The sequence below is a fragment of the Paenibacillus sp. FSL H8-0280 genome, from assembly GCF_045040665.1.
Classification (GTDB): Bacteria; Bacillota; Bacilli; order Paenibacillales; family Paenibacillaceae; genus Paenibacillus; species Paenibacillus xylanexedens_A.
In genome coordinates this window covers 605467-624563 of sequence record NZ_CP150296.1, presented here as the reverse complement: position 1 = coordinate 624563, position 19097 = coordinate 605467, and the positions used below count along the sequence as shown (strand labels likewise).

Annotated in this window: 17 protein-coding genes; 5 read left to right on the top strand and 12 right to left on the bottom strand. The window is 45.1% G+C overall.

Annotated elements, in window-relative coordinates; all coding sequences use genetic code 11:
* Positions 1-95 precede the first annotated feature (95 nt).
* From MHI12_RS02930 to MHI12_RS02920, 3 genes are all read right to left on the bottom strand, one after another.
* Positions 96-782: an oxidoreductase gene (locus tag MHI12_RS02930; RefSeq protein WP_405171476.1), complete on the bottom strand. Its 687-nt coding sequence runs from the start codon at positions 780-782 to the stop codon at positions 96-98.
* Between the two features lie 124 nt (positions 783-906).
* Positions 907-2064 (bottom strand): MFS transporter, encoded by a 1158-nt coding sequence (locus tag MHI12_RS02925; protein ID WP_405171475.1) that lies wholly within the window; start codon positions 2062-2064, stop codon positions 907-909.
* Between the two features lie 208 nt (positions 2065-2272).
* Complete coding sequence (locus tag MHI12_RS02920; RefSeq protein WP_405171474.1) at positions 2273-3688, bottom strand: sensor histidine kinase; 1416 nt, start codon at positions 3686-3688, stop codon at positions 2273-2275.
* 240 nt (positions 3689-3928) lie between these two features.
* Between MHI12_RS02920 and MHI12_RS02915 the strand changes: the two genes are divergently transcribed.
* Positions 3929-4582, top strand: a complete 654-nt coding sequence (locus MHI12_RS02915; RefSeq protein WP_036607365.1) for a phosphatase PAP2 family protein — start codon at positions 3929-3931, stop codon at positions 4580-4582.
* A gap of 4 nt (positions 4583-4586) precedes the next feature.
* Here MHI12_RS02915 and MHI12_RS02910 read toward each other — a convergent pair whose 3' ends face one another.
* From MHI12_RS02910 to MHI12_RS02885, 6 genes are all read right to left on the bottom strand, one after another.
* Positions 4587-6098, bottom strand: coding sequence for an HD domain-containing phosphohydrolase (locus tag MHI12_RS02910; protein WP_405171473.1), 1512 nt, complete (start codon positions 6096-6098; stop codon positions 4587-4589).
* A 191-nt stretch (positions 6099-6289) separates the two neighbouring features.
* Entirely contained in the window at positions 6290-7273 is a 984-nt protein-coding gene (locus MHI12_RS02905; protein WP_405171472.1) for an anti-sigma factor domain-containing protein, read from the bottom strand.
* The gene (locus MHI12_RS02900; protein ID WP_341005978.1) at positions 7270-7866 is read right to left on the bottom strand and encodes a sigma-70 family RNA polymerase sigma factor; all 597 of its coding nucleotides are present in this window, start codon (positions 7864-7866) and stop codon (positions 7270-7272) included. The genes MHI12_RS02905 and MHI12_RS02900 overlap by 4 nt, the downstream gene beginning before the upstream one ends.
* Positions 7867-9035: 1169 nt before the next feature.
* Positions 9036-9347, bottom strand: coding sequence for a hypothetical protein (locus MHI12_RS02895; protein WP_017690878.1), 312 nt, complete (start codon positions 9345-9347; stop codon positions 9036-9038).
* Between the two features lie 262 nt (positions 9348-9609).
* Complete coding sequence (locus MHI12_RS02890; RefSeq protein WP_017690879.1) at positions 9610-9717, bottom strand: hypothetical protein; 108 nt, start codon at positions 9715-9717, stop codon at positions 9610-9612.
* Positions 9718-9760: 43 nt separating this feature from the next.
* Positions 9761-9865, bottom strand: coding sequence for a hypothetical protein (locus tag MHI12_RS02885; RefSeq protein ID WP_017690880.1), 105 nt, complete (start codon positions 9863-9865; stop codon positions 9761-9763).
* Positions 9866-10308: 443 nt separating this feature from the next.
* Here MHI12_RS02885 and MHI12_RS02880 point away from each other — a divergent pair, with 443 nt between their 5' ends.
* Complete coding sequence (locus MHI12_RS02880) at positions 10309-11433, top strand: PsbP-related protein (RefSeq protein ID WP_405171471.1); 1125 nt, start codon at positions 10309-10311, stop codon at positions 11431-11433.
* 181 nt (positions 11434-11614) lie between these two features.
* On the opposite strand, the gene MHI12_RS02875 is transcribed toward MHI12_RS02880, so the two are convergent.
* The gene (locus MHI12_RS02875; RefSeq protein ID WP_017690882.1) at positions 11615-11941 is read right to left on the bottom strand and encodes an MTH1187 family thiamine-binding protein; all 327 of its coding nucleotides are present in this window, start codon (positions 11939-11941) and stop codon (positions 11615-11617) included.
* Between the two features lie 773 nt (positions 11942-12714).
* On the opposite strand from MHI12_RS02875, the gene MHI12_RS02870 reads away from it, so the two are divergent.
* Both MHI12_RS02870 and MHI12_RS02865 read left to right on the top strand, forming a co-directional pair.
* A complete protein-coding gene (locus MHI12_RS02870; protein ID WP_047840293.1) occupies positions 12715-15033 on the top strand; it encodes a ribonucleoside-diphosphate reductase subunit alpha in 2319 nt (772 codons plus the stop codon).
* Between the two features lie 405 nt (positions 15034-15438).
* Positions 15439-16470: a ribonucleotide-diphosphate reductase subunit beta gene (locus MHI12_RS02865; protein WP_036607380.1), complete on the top strand. Its 1032-nt coding sequence runs from the start codon at positions 15439-15441 to the stop codon at positions 16468-16470.
* A 318-nt stretch (positions 16471-16788) separates the two neighbouring features.
* On the opposite strand, the gene MHI12_RS02860 is transcribed toward MHI12_RS02865, so the two are convergent.
* Together MHI12_RS02860 and MHI12_RS02855 are read right to left on the bottom strand one after the other, a co-directional pair.
* Positions 16789-17193 (bottom strand): DUF6516 family protein, encoded by a 405-nt coding sequence (locus MHI12_RS02860; RefSeq protein ID WP_051447033.1) that lies wholly within the window; start codon positions 17191-17193, stop codon positions 16789-16791.
* On the bottom strand, positions 17168-17875 hold the full coding sequence (locus MHI12_RS02855; RefSeq protein WP_405171470.1) for a hypothetical protein: 708 nt from the start codon (positions 17873-17875) through the stop codon (positions 17168-17170). Before MHI12_RS02855 ends, MHI12_RS02860 begins: the two co-directional genes overlap by 26 nt.
* Before the next feature lie 229 nt (positions 17876-18104).
* Between MHI12_RS02855 and MHI12_RS02850 the strand changes: the two genes are divergently transcribed.
* Entirely contained in the window at positions 18105-19079 is a 975-nt protein-coding gene (locus tag MHI12_RS02850) for an SMI1/KNR4 family protein (RefSeq protein ID WP_405171469.1), read from the top strand.
* Positions 19080-19097: the final 18 nt, after the last annotated feature.

Here is a 19097-nt window from a genome sequence, read left to right as displayed (position 1 = left end):
GAACTCATTTTTGTTGCCTATTATACCACGATCTACCTCAAGCGAGAAACGCTCCTCACCAGCCACATAAAGTAAACAGCTCGTTCAAAGGTTTCTTAGCCCCCGTCCACACCAAGGACATGAATGACATCATTCGGATACACATGGTTTCCCTTGGCTTGCACCATCGCAATATTTGTCATGGCCTGTGCAATGGTTGCGGCGTGGACCGCCCGGTATTTGTCCACTTTGCCTTTCATCCAGCGATCCAGAAGCTTCATCGCATGAGCAGCCATCTGTTCACCGAACCGTTTCTCGTTTCGATCTCCCAGGATTAAGGACGGGCGGAAGATATGCAATGACGGAAAACCGATATCGGACAATGCATCCTCCATTTCCCCCTTGGTCCGACTGTAAAAGACTCGGGAACCTGCGCTCGCTCCCATGGAGGAGATCACAAGCATCTGTAATACTCCATGCTGCTTCGCAATCGTAGCTGCACGAACCGGGTAATGGTAATCCACCTGACGGAAATTGTCCTGACTGCCTGCTTTTTTGATCGTGGTACCCAAACAACAGTACAGGTCATCGATTCCATCGAATAAGTGGCCTTGGCTCTCCAGCTGTTCCCAGTCCACCACATGCTGTTCCAGTTTGGGATGTTGCAGCTCAAGCGGACGTCTAACCAGAACGCGAACCAAGCTGTATGCCGGGTGCTCCAGCAGATTATGAACCAGTAATTCGCCTACAAGCCCGGTGGCTCCAATCACCATGGCTTTCCGTTCGAGACGATTCAAATACATCCCTCCATTTCGCCAACTTTTTTTGAAGTCATACCAGATACATATAATCAATCTAAACATTTACAAGGTTGTTTTGTCATCGAAGTGCCCATGTAAATATTCATTAGTTGAACTTATATCGTTTCTATTTTAACAGTACACGACGTCCAAGGGTAAATGTCAGAGTCAGCATCACGACACCAACCCCCACCTGAAATCCATAGGCTGAGATCCAGGCCAGCGCATCGGACCAGGTCTCCATCTTTTCATACAACCAGCCACCCAACAACGGCCCGAGAAACGAAGTTACTCCGGTCAGAGCCGAATACACAGCAACAAACATCGGTCTTTCACTTTTGGGCGTGTCTCCAATTGTAAAGTTAAATGCCAGCTGATTGAATCCACCTACACCGATCCCAAGGAAGATATGAGATAAAAATAGTGCGATCAATACGGGCATGAACGACATTAAACCCCACGACAGACAGGAGAGTGCAATGACTGGCAATGTCCAAAATAGGAGGGTTTTGTTGCTGAATCTGGCATTCAGATTGCCCCAGACATAAAAACCAGCCATCATAACCAGCGTCTGGACTACCGTGATCAGGGATACCGTCTGATAATTGATGTTCAATAGATCCAGCATAACATAGGAATAAAGCGGAACAATCAAGGTCTGGATCAATAACCATGAAGCCAGGAACAGCGTTGCTTTCAGGAAAGAACGATCCTGGAACGGCTTGATAAACATGCGCCAGAAAACCTTTTCGGTAGAACGTTCAAAGGGAACGTCCGGATAGAAGAAATAAATGACTGTATTGGCAATGGCACAGATCCACACCGGAATAAACAGGATCAGAAAGCCCATTTCTCCGGGGTAACGGTCCAAAACTATACCGCCTGCGAATAAGCATACGCTTCCAAGAGCATTCAGAATCGTATTTCGAATTCCAAAATAACGCCCTCTCACCTTAGCAGGTACGATATCGCCAATCAGTGAAGTCCAGATCATACCGCCGATGGTATTTGATATAAAAGCAACCGTATACACGCCAATATATACGCTTACCCACCATTCTTTGGGGAATATGAACGGGATCAGTCCCGTTGCACTCCACAAGATGCGATGTGTGCCCACAAATAACAGCAGCATGCGTTTACGGCTGCGAATACGCTGCATCCAGTAAGCTGCTCCGATCTGGGCAATGTTTACAAACGTCGTAATCGCAAGCACAAAGCCGATATGTCTCGACCCGGCCCCAAGATACAACAGAAATCCGGTTAAAAATGGGCCTCCCAGCAAGGTCTGTAAAATAATTGCCGGTACACCCTCCCATGTTGCAATCGATAAATTCGTGCGTTGTGTCGAACCCTTGCGCCGTGGTTTGCTTGCTAACGGGGGAGGGTTAACGTTGACCGTCTTCTGTATGGGGATACACTCCTTAGACCGGGTCTCAAAAGCCGGTCGATGCTAGTTGTCATCCCAAATTCTACTCACGGCGCGAAGGTTGTCAACTCATTTTTTCACGGTCCAACGGAAGATAGAGATGGAAGGTGCTTCCTTTACCTTCAGCGCTCTCAAGTTCAATCGATCCCCCCAGTAATCTCGCTAAATCCCGACTGATCGACAGGCCTAGTCCGGTACCGCCAAATTTTCGACTAATCGACCCGTCAGCCTGCTGAAATGCTTCAAATATGGAATGATGCTTGTCCTCAGCAATGCCAATGCCTGTGTCCTGAACGGAGAAAATAAGCCATCGATTCTGAATACCTGCATTCTTAATCTGCTTGGTGCTTACGGTCAGCGTGACCTTCCCCCGGTGAGTGAACTTGATGGCATTCGACATCAGATTCCGCAAAATCTGTTGAACCCGCTGGGGATCAGACCAGAGCGTCTCGGGCAGTCCCTGTTTTTTGTCCAGAACCAACTGAATACCTTTTTTCTCGGCAACAAGCTGAAAGTGGCTCATGGCATCTTCTGTAAGTTGTGCAACACTGATATCCTCTAGTACAATATCCAGCCGCCCCGCTTCTACTTTGGAGAGATCCAGAATATCGTTAATGAGCGTAAGCAGTTCCTGCCCGGACTGGTCGATCATATTGGCAAAACGTACAATATCCTCCTGATCCATCGTGTCGGCATTCTCGCTGATCATCTGGGCAAAGTTAATGACACTGTTCAGTGGTGTACGCAGTTCATGGGACATATTGGCGAGAAATTCGGATTTGTACTGTGAGGCAATCATCAATTGTTTCGCTCGATCCTCCAGTACAATTTGGGCTTTCTGTAACTCTTCCTTTTGCACAGATAAAAGCCGGTTTGTACTCTGGATCAGCAAAATTCGATTCTGTTCATTCTGAAAATCACGTAAAATAAATGCAAAAATAAGGCTCAGCAAAATGCCTGTAGGGAGTGTATAAGGCATAATATGTGAAAAGAAGTATGTAGCCGGGATCACACCAACGATAGCGATGTTTATACTGTTGACCACATTGACGATAACTGTAACAAGGATTCCTTTAATAATCAGCCTGTAGTTGCTGCGTCTCATCCATATATTCAGACCTGCACATATCACGCCCAAAACAGACATGTTAAGTACTGCCGCCAATGTAGCATCCGTGATGCCAAAAGTCAGCCTCGACAGCCCAATTCCAATACCCACGATAATTACGCTATAGGGTTGTCTATACGTTAGAACGGCTACAATTAAAGGAACATATCGAAGGTCAAAGACCACTTCATCGGTGAGTTGAAACCCAAAAACCGTACTGATCCAACCTGCAAATATAAGGACAAGCACGGAGCTGATCTGCTTCACTCGGGAAGAGGTACGTATTACGACATATTTATAGAACACACTAGCAAGATATGCAATGGTAATAAGCATCCCCATATTCAATACGAACATTTTTGAAAATTGCATTCACTCACTCCTGTTGTACCGACTTTACTGGCCAAAGTGCCTTCGTCCGTATGTGTCTCTATCATATCATGCCCATTGAAACTTCGGCATTCCTTCTTCGTCAAAAAAATACACAAAAATACACAAATCAGGATTCAATTTGTGCGCTGGTCGTAGTAGAATATATTGTTGTTTAAATTTGAATTAGTTATTTGCTGGGCTCATGCTCCTAGGGAGCATGAATGAAAGGAGAAAGATGTTGTGCAATTGTTAAAAAGCAAATCCTATTGGCTGTCATTGAGTTTGATGCTGTCTTTGGCCGTCATGGGGCTCTTCTATGATATTCTTAATAGTCCAGAACGCGGGTTCGTAGTGCTTGATTCACCGCTCGACCGGATCATTCCCTACGTGCCTGGCATGTCCATTCCATATTTGGGCTGGTACCCGTTTGTATTCGGTGTGCTCGCTTACCTATGTGCCAAGGATCGCCTGACGTATTACCGTGTCTTGTTATCCATGAATATCTGTGTCTGGATATGTTATCTGATCTACTTCAACTTTCAGACCATGGTACCGCGCCCGGAACTGACGGGTACAGGCCTGGGAGCATCTGTTCTCGGATGGCTCTATAGCCAGGATCGTCCTTATAATTGTTTTCCAAGCATTCATTCTCTTCACTCTTATCTGGTTATGCGTGCTGTTCTCTCGGTTCCAAGCATCCGCAAACCCATCAAGATTTTGGTGGCCGCCGGGGCAGCAACTATTATAGTATCCACGCTAATGATCAAACAACATGTGATCTATGACGCCTTGGGTGCAGTAATACTTGGCGAATGTGTTCTCACCATCATAACAGGCCTCGCTCTTCACCGGAGACGCAGAAAAGAATCGAAGTGGACAGAGGGGATCAGCTGATCCCTCACTTCGATGGTTTCTGAAGATGATGTTGTCGTCTCCATTCATCAATAAACAAACCTGCAAAATAGGGGTCCCATTGGGTCCCTTTTCCTTCTTCCAAAATCGTTAGCGCTTTCTCGTGACTCATCCCATTCCGATAGGGTCGATCAGACGTCATGGCATCAAAGGCATCCGCTACCGCAATGATGCGGCCAAAAAGGGGAATCTCATCGCCTGCCATCCCATCCGGATACCCTTTGCCATCATATCTCTCATGGTGAGATCGTACCCCTGGCAGAAAGTCCGCCATGGCATCAATAGGCTCTATCTGTAACAAAATACTCTCTCCCTGCACGGGATGTGTACGAATAATCGCGAATTCCTCATCGCTTAGTTTTCCATCCTTCAGCAGTACCTCATCAGGTATGCCGATTTTACCGATATCATGAAGCAGAGCTGATTTGTACAATAAATCCGCCTGTTCCTCATTCATTCCGCTTAGCTTGCCAATCATCAGCGAATACTCTGCCACACGCATGGAATGCCCTGCCGTGTACTTATCTCGGGCGTCTAAAGCAGCAGCCAGTGTAGAAAAATAACTTTGCAACAGCTGTCGATTGCGTTCCTGTCTCATCTCCAGCCGATTAATCATCATATTAAAGCCGGAGATCAGTGCCGAAAACTCATCCGCATATAGATCCGGAGCTCGTCTGCCAAGATCTCCCCCCTGAATTCGGTTCATCTCATGCGTCAGTTCAGCAACTGGATCACGAACATCACGAATCAACAGCCAGCTTCCCACCAGCGCAAACCCCGCGCCCAGAACAACGATGAGAATTCCCCACAATATGTACTCTTTCGCAAATTCACTGTCCATATACTGAAGTCGGATATATGTAGCCAGGAAAAATAGAAATAGAGGAAATAAGCCAATCAGTGCCGTACTTAGCTGAAATTTACGCTGGATCGATACCAGAATGCGCCCTCCCAGTGAAGGTTCCATCCCGTATTGGACTTTGCCTCGATGTCGAATCTCAAGTAACAGGGGTCTAATCGCCCGCACCGTTAGGTAATACTCTATCAGCGCATGCATGATGGCAATCAGAAAGGCACACGCAGCGGCAACGACAGTATAGAAGTAAGGAAATTCAAGCCACCCTGTGGATATCATCCATATTGTTAATCCGGCTGCCGGAAGTGAGAAGCCAAGCATGTGCGGACCCATGATCCGATATATGGTCTGTCCCGGGAAACGATGAATTTTCTCATACATGTGGTTCAATTCGTCTCTCTCGTGGTGCTCTGAATTGAAAAATTGTCTTATGGGGCCAAGCTGTACCCACAGCGTAATTAATTCTGCAACCAGCATGAACAAGAGTGAAATCAGTACAATGAAGATGAGTCGAACAAATTGAATATTGGGTATTTGCAGAGTAGATACCATAACTACTGTACCGACAACAAAAACAGCTGCCAGTGAACCGATCAGATAATTGCGTATCAGGCGAAAGATAAATGAACGGTATGCTTCCAACTGAACCCCTCACTCTCTATGTGCAACCAGTTCTCCCTTGAGACACAGGGAGATTAAGGGTATTGCCTTCTATTTGTTTATCGGTTGCTCCGACTAAAAAAATTAATAAAATCCAATGGGTGGGCGCCAGAACTGGAAAACACAAAAAGGCTGCTCCACGACGGAGCAGCCTTTGGTGTTATATCCTATATTTATCCTTTAATCTTGGCAGCCAGAATCATCGTACCGCGCGGCTCATCTCCCATTGCATCCGGTTCAAGCGTGATGGCAACCGTATCATAGTCGTTGGCCGAATCCAATGTGTAATATACCGCTCCCGTTCCGTCACGACTAAGGAAAGTACCCGCATTCTGAGGGGTATCTCCTTTGATCAACCAGACCTGAAAAGCCTCGTTGCCTTCCAGGTTCGGTAGGTTCTCAGCCTGCACAACCAGGTGAGTGCCTTTGCTGTCAATAACGATGGTTGCGAGACCCTGAGCTACAATGTCCTGCGTTGCAGGATTCAGCTTCACTGCCTCGCCAGTCTGCATGCCCTGTGCGGGCTTCAGAGCTGATGCCAGCTGCTCTTGCAGCTGTGCATTCTGCGCCTGTGCCTGCACCAGTTGCTCTTGCGTAGCCGACGAGCCCGCCGCTTGCTGCGTCAGCGAGTCGATCTGGCTTTGCAGCTGCGCCGTGTACACGCCCAGTAACAGTGCCGCGGCCGCAAGGCCGGCACTGGCTATGCGCCAGGCGCTGCTGCTGCGCGCACGCGCGCGCGCTTGTGGCTGCCATGGCTGTGCCTGGGCAGCCTCTTCCACCCGGGCCGCAGGCACCGCCGTCTCCGGCGGCAAGCCTGGCCCGGGCTGCGCCGCACGTTTGTGCTGCGGCGCAAGATCCTCCTGAAGCACCACGGGTGCTTCAGGCTCCGCAGGAGTAGCCGCTGGCTTCGCCTCGGCGCTCTCCTGCGCATGTCCGAGCACGTTGCCCAGCACACGTGCTCGCATGCCTTGCGGCGGTGCTACAGGTTCCGCCGCCAGTGGCAGGAAGCCAGTCACTTCCTGCAATTCCCTCACCTCCTGGCGGCAAGGTTCGCAAGTTGCCATATGCGCTTCAAACGCCGCCACTTCCTCTGCTTCCAGTCCGCCCAGCACATACATCGGTGCCAGATCAGACCACTCCTCATGTCGTTCTATCATGGATGTATGCCCTCCCTTCCCGCGTCCGGATGCAATTCAGCATCGGCCAGCAACTTTTGGAGTTGTCGCATGGCTAGCCTGACACGGCTCTTTACTGTACCCAGCGGAATCCCGAATCGGCTGGATACTTCCTGCTGGGTTAATCCCGCATAATAAATCGATTCTATAACTTGTTGCTGATCACCGTTCAATTGGGACAACGCCTCTTTAATCCGGGTACCTTCCCATTTACGCTGCACTTCTTCTTCCGTGTTTGTATCTTCATCGGCATAGGCCGCCAGTGTCTCGTGTTCGACTGAAGTAGTCGCTGCCCCTTTTGATTTCCGCCTCAGCATGTCCACTGCAATGTTACGCGTAATCGCAAACATCCATGTGGTCAGCTTCCCCTGTGAGGCATCGTAACGTTCAGCATTATTCCAGACCCGCATAAAAAGTTCCTGAACGGTCTCTTCTGCCGTCATGGGATCACCAACGATCCTGTAGGCAAAAGAATACACCGCTCGCTCATAACGGTCATATAAAAGCTCCAGTGCGGAGGCATCACGTTCCGCGATCTGCCGCATTAACCTGCTGTCCTCCATCGATTCAGTCATGCGAGGGCCCCTTTCTGTTTCTTCCCTCTTATTATAACCTACGCAGAATCTTTTGAAGAGGATTACCCCTATGAAGAAATAGTTTGAAAAATTTTCTGTATCTTTTCAAACTAACCTTTCACTTTCTAACATAAAAACAGTCCGAAACCATGTTGCTCTGGTCGTGCTTTCCTTTTTATTGCAGAAAATTACAACCTGTGGTATACTATAAGAGTTGTATTAAACAACCTCATATGATTTCTGTCTTCTTTAAACCCCGGAATATTTTCTTCATGCTGCGACCGCAGCGAATTTTAAGCACATTTAACCTATGAAGATTGAAGAACCTGAATCACAATAACCCGGTAGTACAGAGTTTCACAAGATGTTCCCATTCACACTGGCGCGGTCATCGGAGCCGCAAGGACAAAAGAGAGGTAGGGCTTTTGTTGTTTTGGATATCACTTATTCTTGAGAAGATTGAAAACATACACAAAGCACCCGGAATTGGGTTCCGGGTGTTTATCCATGTCTACATATCCAATTCAGCAACATCTACAGACTGTCGGACACTGTTACTTCATTGAGAAAAGTCTTCCTTTCACTGATCAGACTAACCAGATAAATTCGGCTCTGCTTTTAAAACTTTTCCGTTCTCCCACTGACTGCACTCCTCGTACTTACTTTCTTACTTCTTACTTCTTACTTCTTACTTCTTACTTCTTACTTCTTACTTCTTACTTCTTACTTTTCTAATTGTGCAAATAACCCCGGCTTATAAAGCAAATGTTTACGCTCACCAGACGCTAACGAATCCTGCACACCTTATATTGAGGATTTCTATGCTATGTAAAATCTAACGAATCTCAGCCACGTTAATCCATGTCACTTCATGAATATAGGCTCCAAACATGCCCAGATTCAGATAATAAGACGTCTACGATTCGTTAAACTTGTGAAATTGCAATAATGCATGGAATAGAGCCTGTGGAGTTCGTTAAAGAAAGTAATCCCAACGCTCCTTCACTTAATTCTGATAAAAAAGGGACACCGCAGGGTGAAATCCTACGCTGTCCCTTTCTGAATCATAGGTACGTTATGCCCCAACATGGAACTCAAACTCAGAGTTTATTTAGAGCACCTATCGCAACGATCCACGATCAGCAAAGTCTCCTTGCACTCACAAATACTTAGATAAACATCGTTTTGGAGATGATGACCAGCAAGATGAACAGTACGAGGATCGTACCCATGGAACCCCAGCTTCCGCCGCCATGACCATAGGATACTCCACAACCCTGTTGATAACCGTGCATCATTGGAGCCTGATTGGCATGGTGTCCGTATCCATAGCCATATCCCATTGGCATTGTTCCACAACCATATCCATACCCATGCATTTCATGACCTGTGTATTGGTATCCTTGCATATGCTCATAACCTCCCATATGTCCGTATACGTGTCCCTGTCCGTTCGGTGAATTCGGTTTTACTTCGCTCATTGTTCATTCCTCCTTAACATTTGCCTACACCCCTAAGCTATGTATTCAGCCTACCTCTGGACCGGGCTATCGCCCTCATTTTGACAAAATGGGCGTTTAGCCATTAGGTACCTTCCCCATTTTCGAAGCATACTCCATCCTTCCATTACTTGAATTCCACCAATTCTTCCGTTCAACCACAAGCTATCTTATCTTCCTGGCTCTCCACCATGCTTGTCCTCTAGAAAAAAACCCCACCGGTTGCCCGGCAGAGCTCGCCATATTATACCCAGAAAGATTTAGTGATGATTACGAGAAGAATGAACAGAACCAGGATTGCTCCAGTCGATGTCCAGCCGCCGTATCCTACGCCTTCAACTACGTTGCTCATGCAGAACCCTCCTTTACAAATATATTAGGGTCCAAGCGGTTTATTAGATCAAGAATGCTTTAGAGATGATGACCAACAAGATAAAGAGAACCAAGATCGCGCCAGTCGATGTCCATGCGCCACCGTATCCACCTACTACTCCACTCATGTAAACCCCTCCTTTGATTTGAGGTACAGTTCACTATATGCACCAATCACACATGGGACCGGGCTCAGGTCGAAAATGGGCTGTTTTTTCCCACCGACTATTCGTTAATTGCACCTCATAAAGGGTTAGTTCTTAAGTCGGAATGTTATGTTCAAATATGTTTAAGTCATACATAAATCCCACGGTTATATCAACCAAATGTATGTACTATCGCTCAAAATGGATACCCATACGGTATATTATTAGCTTTTAACTTGTTAAATACAGATAAATTACCTTTTTAGTAATTATGAATACTGAAATCTTTATTTATGTTATTATTTTACTAATAAAATAGAAAGGAGTTTCCATCCCCGCCACCTTAAACTAGATTATCCCAAACGAATGATGACCTTAGAAAAAATCCCAACCGATGGGAAGCACATTAGGAGAAATTAGACATAATGAAGAAACTTATTACGATTTTGGCATTAGCCACATTGCTTACTGCTTGTGGTAATTCAGAAACAAACACAACAACCAATAGCCAAGCGTCCGAAGCATCCAAAGCAACTGAAACTGTCTCAACAGAAGCAAAAGCTACGAAATACACTACATATAGTGGAGAAGGATTTTCTTTTGCATATCCTGAATCCTGGAAAAGCGTAGATACAAGTCAAATGAATGCTCCATCCATTAAAGCTGCTTTTTCAGACCAATCTTCATCAGTCACATTTGCAGATAATATGAATCTGACGATTGAGGCCAGCTCAACCGGTTCAATTAATCCTGAAGAATACGCCAATAATATAGTGGATTATTACACACAAAGCGGTTCAAGCATCGGCATTTCCGATTATAAAAAAACCAGCTACACAAACAAGCCTTATAAAGAATATAGCGCTGGTGTCTTGGAAGGAGCCTATAAGCATTCCTCGGGTACAGATGTTATCCTTGTGCAGTATCTGATTCCGACCAATACAGAACTCTATACCATGACGTTAACCTACGCCAAGGATACTTATAATCAGGATGAGATCAAAGATATCCTTGATTCCCTAAGCATTACTGCTTCTCTGGAGCAAACAGCACCAACTGCAACGACTGGAAATTCATCTGTTACGGCATCAGCTGCGGATTTCTTTAATGAGTTAACTCCGTACATTACAGAAGACACAGCCTTTATGGAGCAGGCATCTTATGAATTCTTCGGTAAACATAACGATGTATTCCCTGCCATTACGGCAGAACTAAGCAAAAAGGTACAGGGGCTTGTTGACTCCAATGTAACGACCCGTCATCTGAATAAAAATGTAGCCAACTATTACAAAACTTTCGTACAAGTTAACGGGGAAGTCATTTCCGTTGAAGAAGATAGCTCTCTCGGAGCAACTTTCTCTATCGTTCATGTCATGGATGAGAACGGAAACGATATTATAGCGCTATATCCTGCAACGACCGGAGATTTGCTTGATGGTGATTATGCCACTGTTATCGGTGCGCCAATTACCAACTTCTCTTTTGAAAATGTTGGCGGTGGTTACACCAACGCCACTTTGATTGGAGCCTCATTGGTAGTGGCAGATTAATTAAAATGTTAAATGAGTATACAAAAAGACCAGCTTAATGAACGTTAAGCTGGTCTTTTTGTCTTTCAGTTTATAGATATCAGAAATTCACGTTAACTACACAGACAGACACAATCTAACCTTTAATTAATGACTTATAACATACCGAATAACCGTATATATGGATGTTTATACTAAACCATTAATTGGGTCTTGCCTGAAGTGACGTCAGTTTATCCTGAACCGATTGTAACTTCTGTATACTTGAGGCATCCGGTTTATCACGACGGTCGTCAATTTTGACGGATGTGGAAACACGCTGAGCTCCTGACAAAAACGGCGCTTCATGCAGAGCCGCAATTGCTGTAAAGATCTCGTTAAGCGGTCCCTCAATAATGGTGCTCATGGAAGTTAACTGATATGTAATGCCCCGTTGATGTTCCAATACCTTTTGCATGTCCGCCACATAACTGCTTAGACTGGTTGTACCCGTTCCGATTGGAATTACAGTCACTTCTGCTATTGCCATTTTGCTCCGCCTCCTCTGGGCCCCGTGAACAACCGCTGCCGCTAATTTTAGTCGATTTTTGACTATTTTTATTCTACCAGTTGAATGCGTTACAATTCAAACTGACGTGAAGACGTCATTCAAATTGGTCAAAATTTTTTTTTGATAAATCTTCAAATCTTCCAGTCCTTTTCCTTTGCGGATTCTTGGCTTAAATGGTATACTCGGAATTACGTTTTACTGTATCGGCCCACTTTACAAACACAATATGTTGGGTTACAGTATGTTGACAGCTACAAAATGTAGTAACACTAGATTTCTCCGCTTCTATTAGTCACCTTCTGCATTCTCGCGAAAAACAGGATGAAATCACCTCCAAAGGCACGTCCCTGTAGGTGTAAATCGCTTTCTCGAAACAGAGTTGACATGGAGGTTAACGGGGCTGTTTGGACTGCATCCGGTATCCTCAAACTACAGGCACATCTGCAATAGACCAAAGCTTACATAAGCACCCTTTTCTGTCGATATCCAGAACTTCTAAGACAGTAAGGAAGCCAGAGCATCCATGGGCATTTTCAGCCGCGAGGCGGGAGAATGCTTTTTATATGAGCATGTTCTGCATTGTGCTGTTTTGTGCTCCTCAAGTTGAGCGATTTAAGACATGAACTTGTCAACGCCGTTTCAGTCTGCCAAAAGCAACCTTTACCTTTTTCTCACCGTAAGACAACACTCAATTCTTTATATAAAGAATTTCTCCAATTTATCTCTTAAACATGCGAAAGCGAGGAATATTCATGCCACAAGTTGTGACCAAGCCGAACAACCGCCAGCTTGCCTTTGATGATATGCGCATCTCGGTATATGCCGACCGTACTCTGGAAGGACTGGAAATGCTGGACAAGGAACGTCTGGTACGTGGGGTAAACAGCAAGCTCCGCCGTGATGAAGTTACCGGAGACGAAATCAGCAACGCTTTTATCATGAGCGCACTGGAACTGGTAACTAAAGAGGAGCCTAATTGGAAATTTGCAGCGGCACGCTCCCTGCTCACTTCCCTTTACAAAAAAGCGGCTACCAACCGCAGATACAAGTCTTACCCGGACGAGCCTTATGGCGCATTCCATCCTCTTCTTGTAGATCTCGTGAAGAAAGGTATCTACCGCGAAGAATTGCTGGAATGTTACACCAAAGAACAGATCGACGAACTTGCTGAGTGCATTGACTACCGCAACGATCTGCTCTTCGATTACATCGGCTTGCTCACACTGGCAGAACGTTACCTCGCACACGATTTTGATGGAAAAGTAATGGAATTGCCACAAGAGCGTTATATGGTTATCGCCATGTTCCTAATGCACCAAGAGCCTGCCGAGAAACGTATGGATCTCGTCAAGGAAGCATACTGGGCAATGAGCAACATGTACATGACCGCAGCTACTCCTACGATGTCCAATGCAGGTAAAAAAGTAGCCGGTCAACTCTCCAGCTGCTTCATTGATACGGTAGACGACTCACTCGAAGGTATCTTTGATTCCAACACGGATGTAGCTCGTCTGAGCAAAATGGGTGGCGGCATCGGCGTTTACCTCGGCAAAGTCAGAGCTCGTGGTTCGGATATCCGTGGTCATCAAAATACAAGTTCCGGTGTAATCCCTTGGATTCGCCAACTGAACAATACAGCGGTCAGCGTAGACCAGCTCGGTACGCGTAAAGGTGCCATTGCCGTGTACCTGGACGTTTTCCACAAAGACATTCTGGCCTTCCTGGATCTGAAGCTGAATAACGGTGACGAACGTATGCGTGCGCATGACGTATTCCACGGCATCTGTCTGCCTGACTTGTTCATGGAGCGGGTATCCACTCGCGGCGAATGGAGCCTGTTCTGTCCGCACGAAACAAAGAAAGTGATGGGCTGGAAGGACGAGAATGGTCGTGCACTCGGACTGGAAGATTTCTATGATGAGTCCTTTGGTGAAGGTGCGTTCCGTGATAAATACGAAGAAGCGGTGAATCACCCACTGCTGTCCCGGATTACAGTACAGGCGATTGACATCATGAAGCGTGTACTTAAATCCCAACTGGAGACAGGTACGCCATACATGTTCTACCGGGATACGGTTAACCGCTCAAATCCTAACCGTGCACACGGTATGGTATACTCCTCCAACCTGTGTACCGAAATTATGCAGAACCAGTCTGCCACTGTGATTGAAAAGGAAGAACTCGTAACCAAGGATGGACAAACTCGCATCGTGATTTCCAAAGTGCCTGGCGACTTTGTTGTCTGCAACCTGAACTCCATCCATCTGGCACGTGCTATACCTCATAATGTATTGGAGCGTCTCGTTCCGATTCAGGTGCGCATGCTGGACAACGTTATCGACATTAACAACATTGAAGTGTTGCAAGCCCAATATACCAACAGCCAATATCGCGCAGTCGGTCTGGGAACGTTTGGACTTCACCACCTGCTTGCTCTCGAAGGCATTCATTGGGAGTCTGAAGAAGCTGTAACGTATAACGATAATCTGTATGAAAAAATTAACTACCTGCTCGTGAAATCCAGTATGGAGCTGTCCAAAGAAAAAGGACATTATCCGAAATTCAAAGGTTCCGATTGGGAAAGTGGTCATTACTTCGACCAACGCGAGTACACATCAGGTGAGCGCGTAGGCGAGTTCGTGACAACCGAACAGTGGAAAGAACTGCAAGCCGAAGTACGACAAAACGGTGTACGTAATGCTTGGTTGTTCGCCATTGCACCTAATGGTTCCACGTCCATCATTGCCGGCTCAACGGCTAGTATTGATCCGCTCTATGAGCTGTTATCTTATGAAGAGAAAACAACTTACAAAATTGCCAACCCGGCTCCGGATCTGTCTGAAAAAACAAGCCCTTATTACCAAACGGCGTTCCAGGTGGATCAACATGCTTCCATTAATATGGCGGCTGCCCGTCAGCGCCACGTCGATCAGGGACAAAGTTTCAACTTCTACGTTCGACCAGATATTAAAGCAACAGAATTCCTGGAATTGCATCTGCACGCCTGGAGAGCCGGCATGAAATCAACTTATTATGTTCGTAGCCGTGCATTAACGATTGAAGAATCTTGATTTTTGCGCAAGTTACGCTTTATCCATGGTAGAGAAGATTTACTAGATTCGAGGTGACCACCAGGGCATCCTGTTTTGATTGCAAAATGGCGTTGCCCTGGTTCTTTTTTGCCCAAAACACGATCACAGCATCGCAAGATGTTGATATAGATGCCACATTATAGAACCCTAATATATAAAAGAATTAATGATTACACGATAACGAAGAGGACAGAACAAAGCTAAAGAAGCGGAGCTAAAAGCTTTCTGAAAGAAAGCTACTTCGGAAGCATACACTTCGCCTTTATCACCGGATTTTCCCCTTTGAAAGAGGGAATCAAAAAAATCAGGAGATAACAGCGATCGGAAGGTTGTTCTGTCATCGTAGTTATACAGTGTAAATTCATTCAAGGAGTGAACGGAACAATGCAAGTACAGAAAATTTTTAACACCGAAGCCCCTAACCAATCGACCCGTATTATTGAAGGTGAATGCTCCGGTATCCTGAACTGGAACGACATTCGTATGCCTCATATGTACAAATTGTACAAAGTACTATTGCTCAACCACTGGATCGCAGACGAGATTCCAATGTCCAAAGATGCTTCCCAGTTTGCTCAACTGGACGAGGAAGAGCAACGTACGTTCAAAATCAACATCTCTCTGCTCGCGGTACTTGATTCCATGCAGACGATGTTTGTTGGTGACGTAAAACGTTACTTTACCGATTCTTCACTCGAAGCGATCTCGGCCATTATCGGACAACAGGAAGTCGTTCATAACCAATCCTACTCCTACGTCCTGTCTTCCATCGTATCTGATCGGGAGCAAAAGGAAATTTTTGAATACTGGAAACATGATCCAGTCCTGCTTGACCGTAACCGTTTCATCGCAGACATTTACCAAACATTCCGGGACGAGCCGTCTCCACAGACGTTCTTCCAGGCTATGGTAGCCGATCTGGTACTCGAAGGTATCTTCTTCTATAGTACGTTTGCCTTCTTCTACAACCTGGCCCGTGACCAGAAAATGATGGCAACCAGCCAGATGATCTCGTATATCCAGCGGGATGAAAACCAACACTGTTACTTCTTCGCTGAAGTGTACAAACAGTTGCTGGTGGACTTCCCTGAACTGAACACACCTGAGAACATGGACTACGTATACACAACAATCCATCGTGCCGTTGAGCTTGAAACCAACTGGGCACATTACACACTCAGCAACGTGCGCGGCATTGACCTGAACGAGTTGGAAGATTACATCAAGTACATCGCCAACAAACGTCTGCGTCTGATGGGTATGGAAAAAGCATATGAAGGTGTGGATGTAAACTGCATGCCTTGGATTAAGCCATTCTCCGATGAAGCACTAAATGCAACCAAAACCGACTTCTTCGAAGCTAAATCCCGTAACTACGGTAAAGTTGGCGACGATAACGGATTTGACGATTTGTAATAAAGATTCTCCATATCGAATTAAACTGAAAATTATTTACACTGATACTACGATGACAGAACAACTTTCCAATCGCTGTTATCCCCAGATTTTTTGATTCCCTTTCTCAAGGGAAAATCCGGTGATAAAGGCGAACGCTGCGCTTTTTCAAGTTCTTTCTGTCCTCTCCGTTTTGTGTAAATGATTAGTTCAATTCATATCGTTTTAATCACATAAACTATAAATAAAAACAACACTCCCTGAACTGTGGCTATAATGCCTAAGTTCAGGGAGTGTTGTTTAATTCGTATGTACAAACATCATATCACCGTTGAACTATTATAACTTAATAGAGATATTTCTTAATCTAATAAATTCAAGAATCGTATATAATTCTTGAAATTTTTCATTATTTAATCTTCTTTCATTTGCCGTATGAATATGAAACGGGTCATACATCGTGATATTAGCAGGTGTTTCATCTGGATGATAATGAGCATGGAATTTCATAATCAACTCTTTTTGATCATCATACCAATCATACCAATATAACTCGATGAATCCCCCGTTTCGATCTATCTCCTCTACACAGTACATCTTCGATAAATCATTAAAGACAATTGTTTTACGAATAGTTCTAGCACTGCTTGGAAGACCCTGGGCACCATCTCGAATCTCCATAATAATATCTGAAAAATCATTCTCAATAAAACGAAAATTACTTTTCGGTATCTTTAAAGCCAAGACGCTGCCTCCCCAAATGGTGTTTCCAAACTTGTGCATCGGTTTCTTCTTCAGGTGTTAAGTTCAATTTAGTTCCGAGTGTCCGTTCGAATTCCCCTTTGTATTTATCTTCATATAAGGCAATTTGCCCTGTGTGGTAATCCAGGTCACTGACTCCTATTGTAGATTGGTGTTCTGCCTCTTCCTTTTTCCACATAGTCACAATCTCTTTAATCGTCGTTCTCTTACCTGATCCATACACATATGTAGTATCATCTGGGATGAGATTATGTTTGTTGGACCCGGCTCTTTGAATCCCCATAAAACGGCCTTGATCAATCCAGTTGAAAATCGTCGTAATACTCACTCCAAAAAATACAGATAATTCTTTAGGAGTATAAGAACGTACAGCTTCAATAAAAGGAACACCACTGTCTGTAATTCCTGTCGGTACATCCACTGCTTGACTTAACGCATGTTTGAGAAGAGTAACATACTTCTCTCTAAAAATATCAGCATCTTCAAAGATAGATTCATCCAGGTTACGGACAAATTCAGCATTATTTTTGACTGCAAGTGCCAGCACTTTGAACAGTAAAATACTATTATCCGAATTACTCAAGCTCTGAACTAACTCAGAAGCAATCTCATCCGTGTTCTGACTAAATATATTCACTTCAACTCTTGTGATTCCCATATCCATCTCACCTCACACTCCTAGTATAGGATAGTAAAGTTTAACTTTCAACATCATACTTAAACAAAGTTAAACATAATTTAAACTTTATAGATTAAACTTAAAGTATACTTAAACAGTATGCTACGAAGAGCTTGATTTATACATGAGCTTGATTTATACATTCTCCAACCAACACATACTTATTATATAATGAAAGAGATTCATACCCCTCCTACGGAAGTGAGGCCTATTCATGGAAAGAGAACTGCTGGAACAAATCAACTTGTGGCATGAGCAGGACCAATTCAGTCTCATTATTGAACATATTGAACGAATCCCCGTCTCAGAGCGGGATTATGATCTGATTGGTCAACTCGCCAGAGCCTATAACAATGACGCACGCTACCGCGAAGCCGTTCAACATCTGTTGTCTGTCGAGGAGCAAGGGGTAAGCGACCCGCTCTGGCAATACCGTTTGGGTTATGCATACTGTCATATAGCGAGTTATGAACAGGCACTACTGGCTTTTGAGAGAGCGGACGAACTCTTGCCGCACGATGAATCTACCTTGGAATTCCTTCGTCAGGTCCGTCCCGAAGCGGACAAGATGCGTCGAGATCGCCAGCGTCATGAAGAGGAGCTTGCCGCATTCGAGCAGAGCGGTATACAGAACCATCTAAGAGCCGCTTCAGGGACTTATGATCCCGCAACGTTCTGGGTACAGAGTGATTATGCGCAGGACAATCATGTATCAGAACCTTTTGATGAAGAAGAGATTTTGACTATTGAGAAAGAATTGGGTTACAAGCTGCCCGCTTCCTATATTCAACTGATGAATACGCAAAACGGCGGTATCCCTGCGCTCACTGTATTTCCCACCAAAGAAGCGACTTCCTGGGCTGAGGATCACATTGCCATTTCAAGCATTATGGGAATTGGACACGATAAAATATACGCACTCGCTGGTGAGCTGGGAAGTCGGTTCATGATCGAAGATTGGGGATACCCCGACCTAGGGATTGTGATATGTGATTGTCCATCCGCTGGTCATGATGTTGTTATGCTGGATTATCGATTCTGTGGTCCTGAAGGCGAACCCTGTGTCGTTCATGTGGATCAGGAAAATGATTATGAGATTACATATCTTGCGCCGAATTTTGAAGCTTTCATCCGTGGATTGGTCGATGAGCATACGTATGACCTATCTGACGAAGAGAATGAGGACTAAACCCCAGGAGGGTCCGGC

What these genes read in the sequence shown, in the direction of transcription:
- MHI12_RS02880 (WP_405171471.1), top strand. Translation starts at nt 10,309, where the DNA reads ATGAAGAAACTTATTACGATTTTGGCATTAGCCACATTGCTTACTGCT.
- MHI12_RS02890 (WP_017690879.1), bottom strand. Translation starts at nt 9,717, where the DNA reads ATGAGCAACGTAGTTGAAGGCGTAGGATACGGCGGCTGGACATCGACT.
- MHI12_RS02895 (WP_017690878.1), bottom strand. Translation starts at nt 9,347, where the DNA reads ATGAGCGAAGTAAAACCGAATTCACCGAACGGACAGGGACACGTATAC.
- MHI12_RS02870 (WP_047840293.1), top strand. Translation starts at nt 12,715, where the DNA reads ATGCCACAAGTTGTGACCAAGCCGAACAACCGCCAGCTTGCCTTTGAT.
- MHI12_RS02875 (WP_017690882.1), bottom strand. Translation starts at nt 11,941, where the DNA reads ATGGCAATAGCAGAAGTGACTGTAATTCCAATCGGAACGGGTACAACC.
- MHI12_RS02850 (WP_405171469.1), top strand. Translation starts at nt 18,105, where the DNA reads ATGGAAAGAGAACTGCTGGAACAAATCAACTTGTGGCATGAGCAGGAC.
- MHI12_RS02900 (WP_341005978.1), bottom strand. Translation starts at nt 7,866, where the DNA reads ATGACTGAATCGATGGAGGACAGCAGGTTAATGCGGCAGATCGCGGAA.
- MHI12_RS02885 (WP_017690880.1), bottom strand. Translation starts at nt 9,865, where the DNA reads ATGAGTGGAGTAGTAGGTGGATACGGTGGCGCATGGACATCGACTGGC.
- MHI12_RS02855 (WP_405171470.1), bottom strand. Translation starts at nt 17,875, where the DNA reads ATGGATATGGGAATCACAAGAGTTGAAGTGAATATATTTAGTCAGAAC.
- MHI12_RS02920 (WP_405171474.1), bottom strand. Translation starts at nt 3,688, where the DNA reads ATGCAATTTTCAAAAATGTTCGTATTGAATATGGGGATGCTTATTACC.
- MHI12_RS02905 (WP_405171472.1), bottom strand. Translation starts at nt 7,273, where the DNA reads ATGATAGAACGACATGAGGAGTGGTCTGATCTGGCACCGATGTATGTG.
- MHI12_RS02930 (WP_405171476.1), bottom strand. Translation starts at nt 782, where the DNA reads ATGTATTTGAATCGTCTCGAACGGAAAGCCATGGTGATTGGAGCCACC.
- MHI12_RS02865 (WP_036607380.1), top strand. Translation starts at nt 15,439, where the DNA reads ATGCAAGTACAGAAAATTTTTAACACCGAAGCCCCTAACCAATCGACC.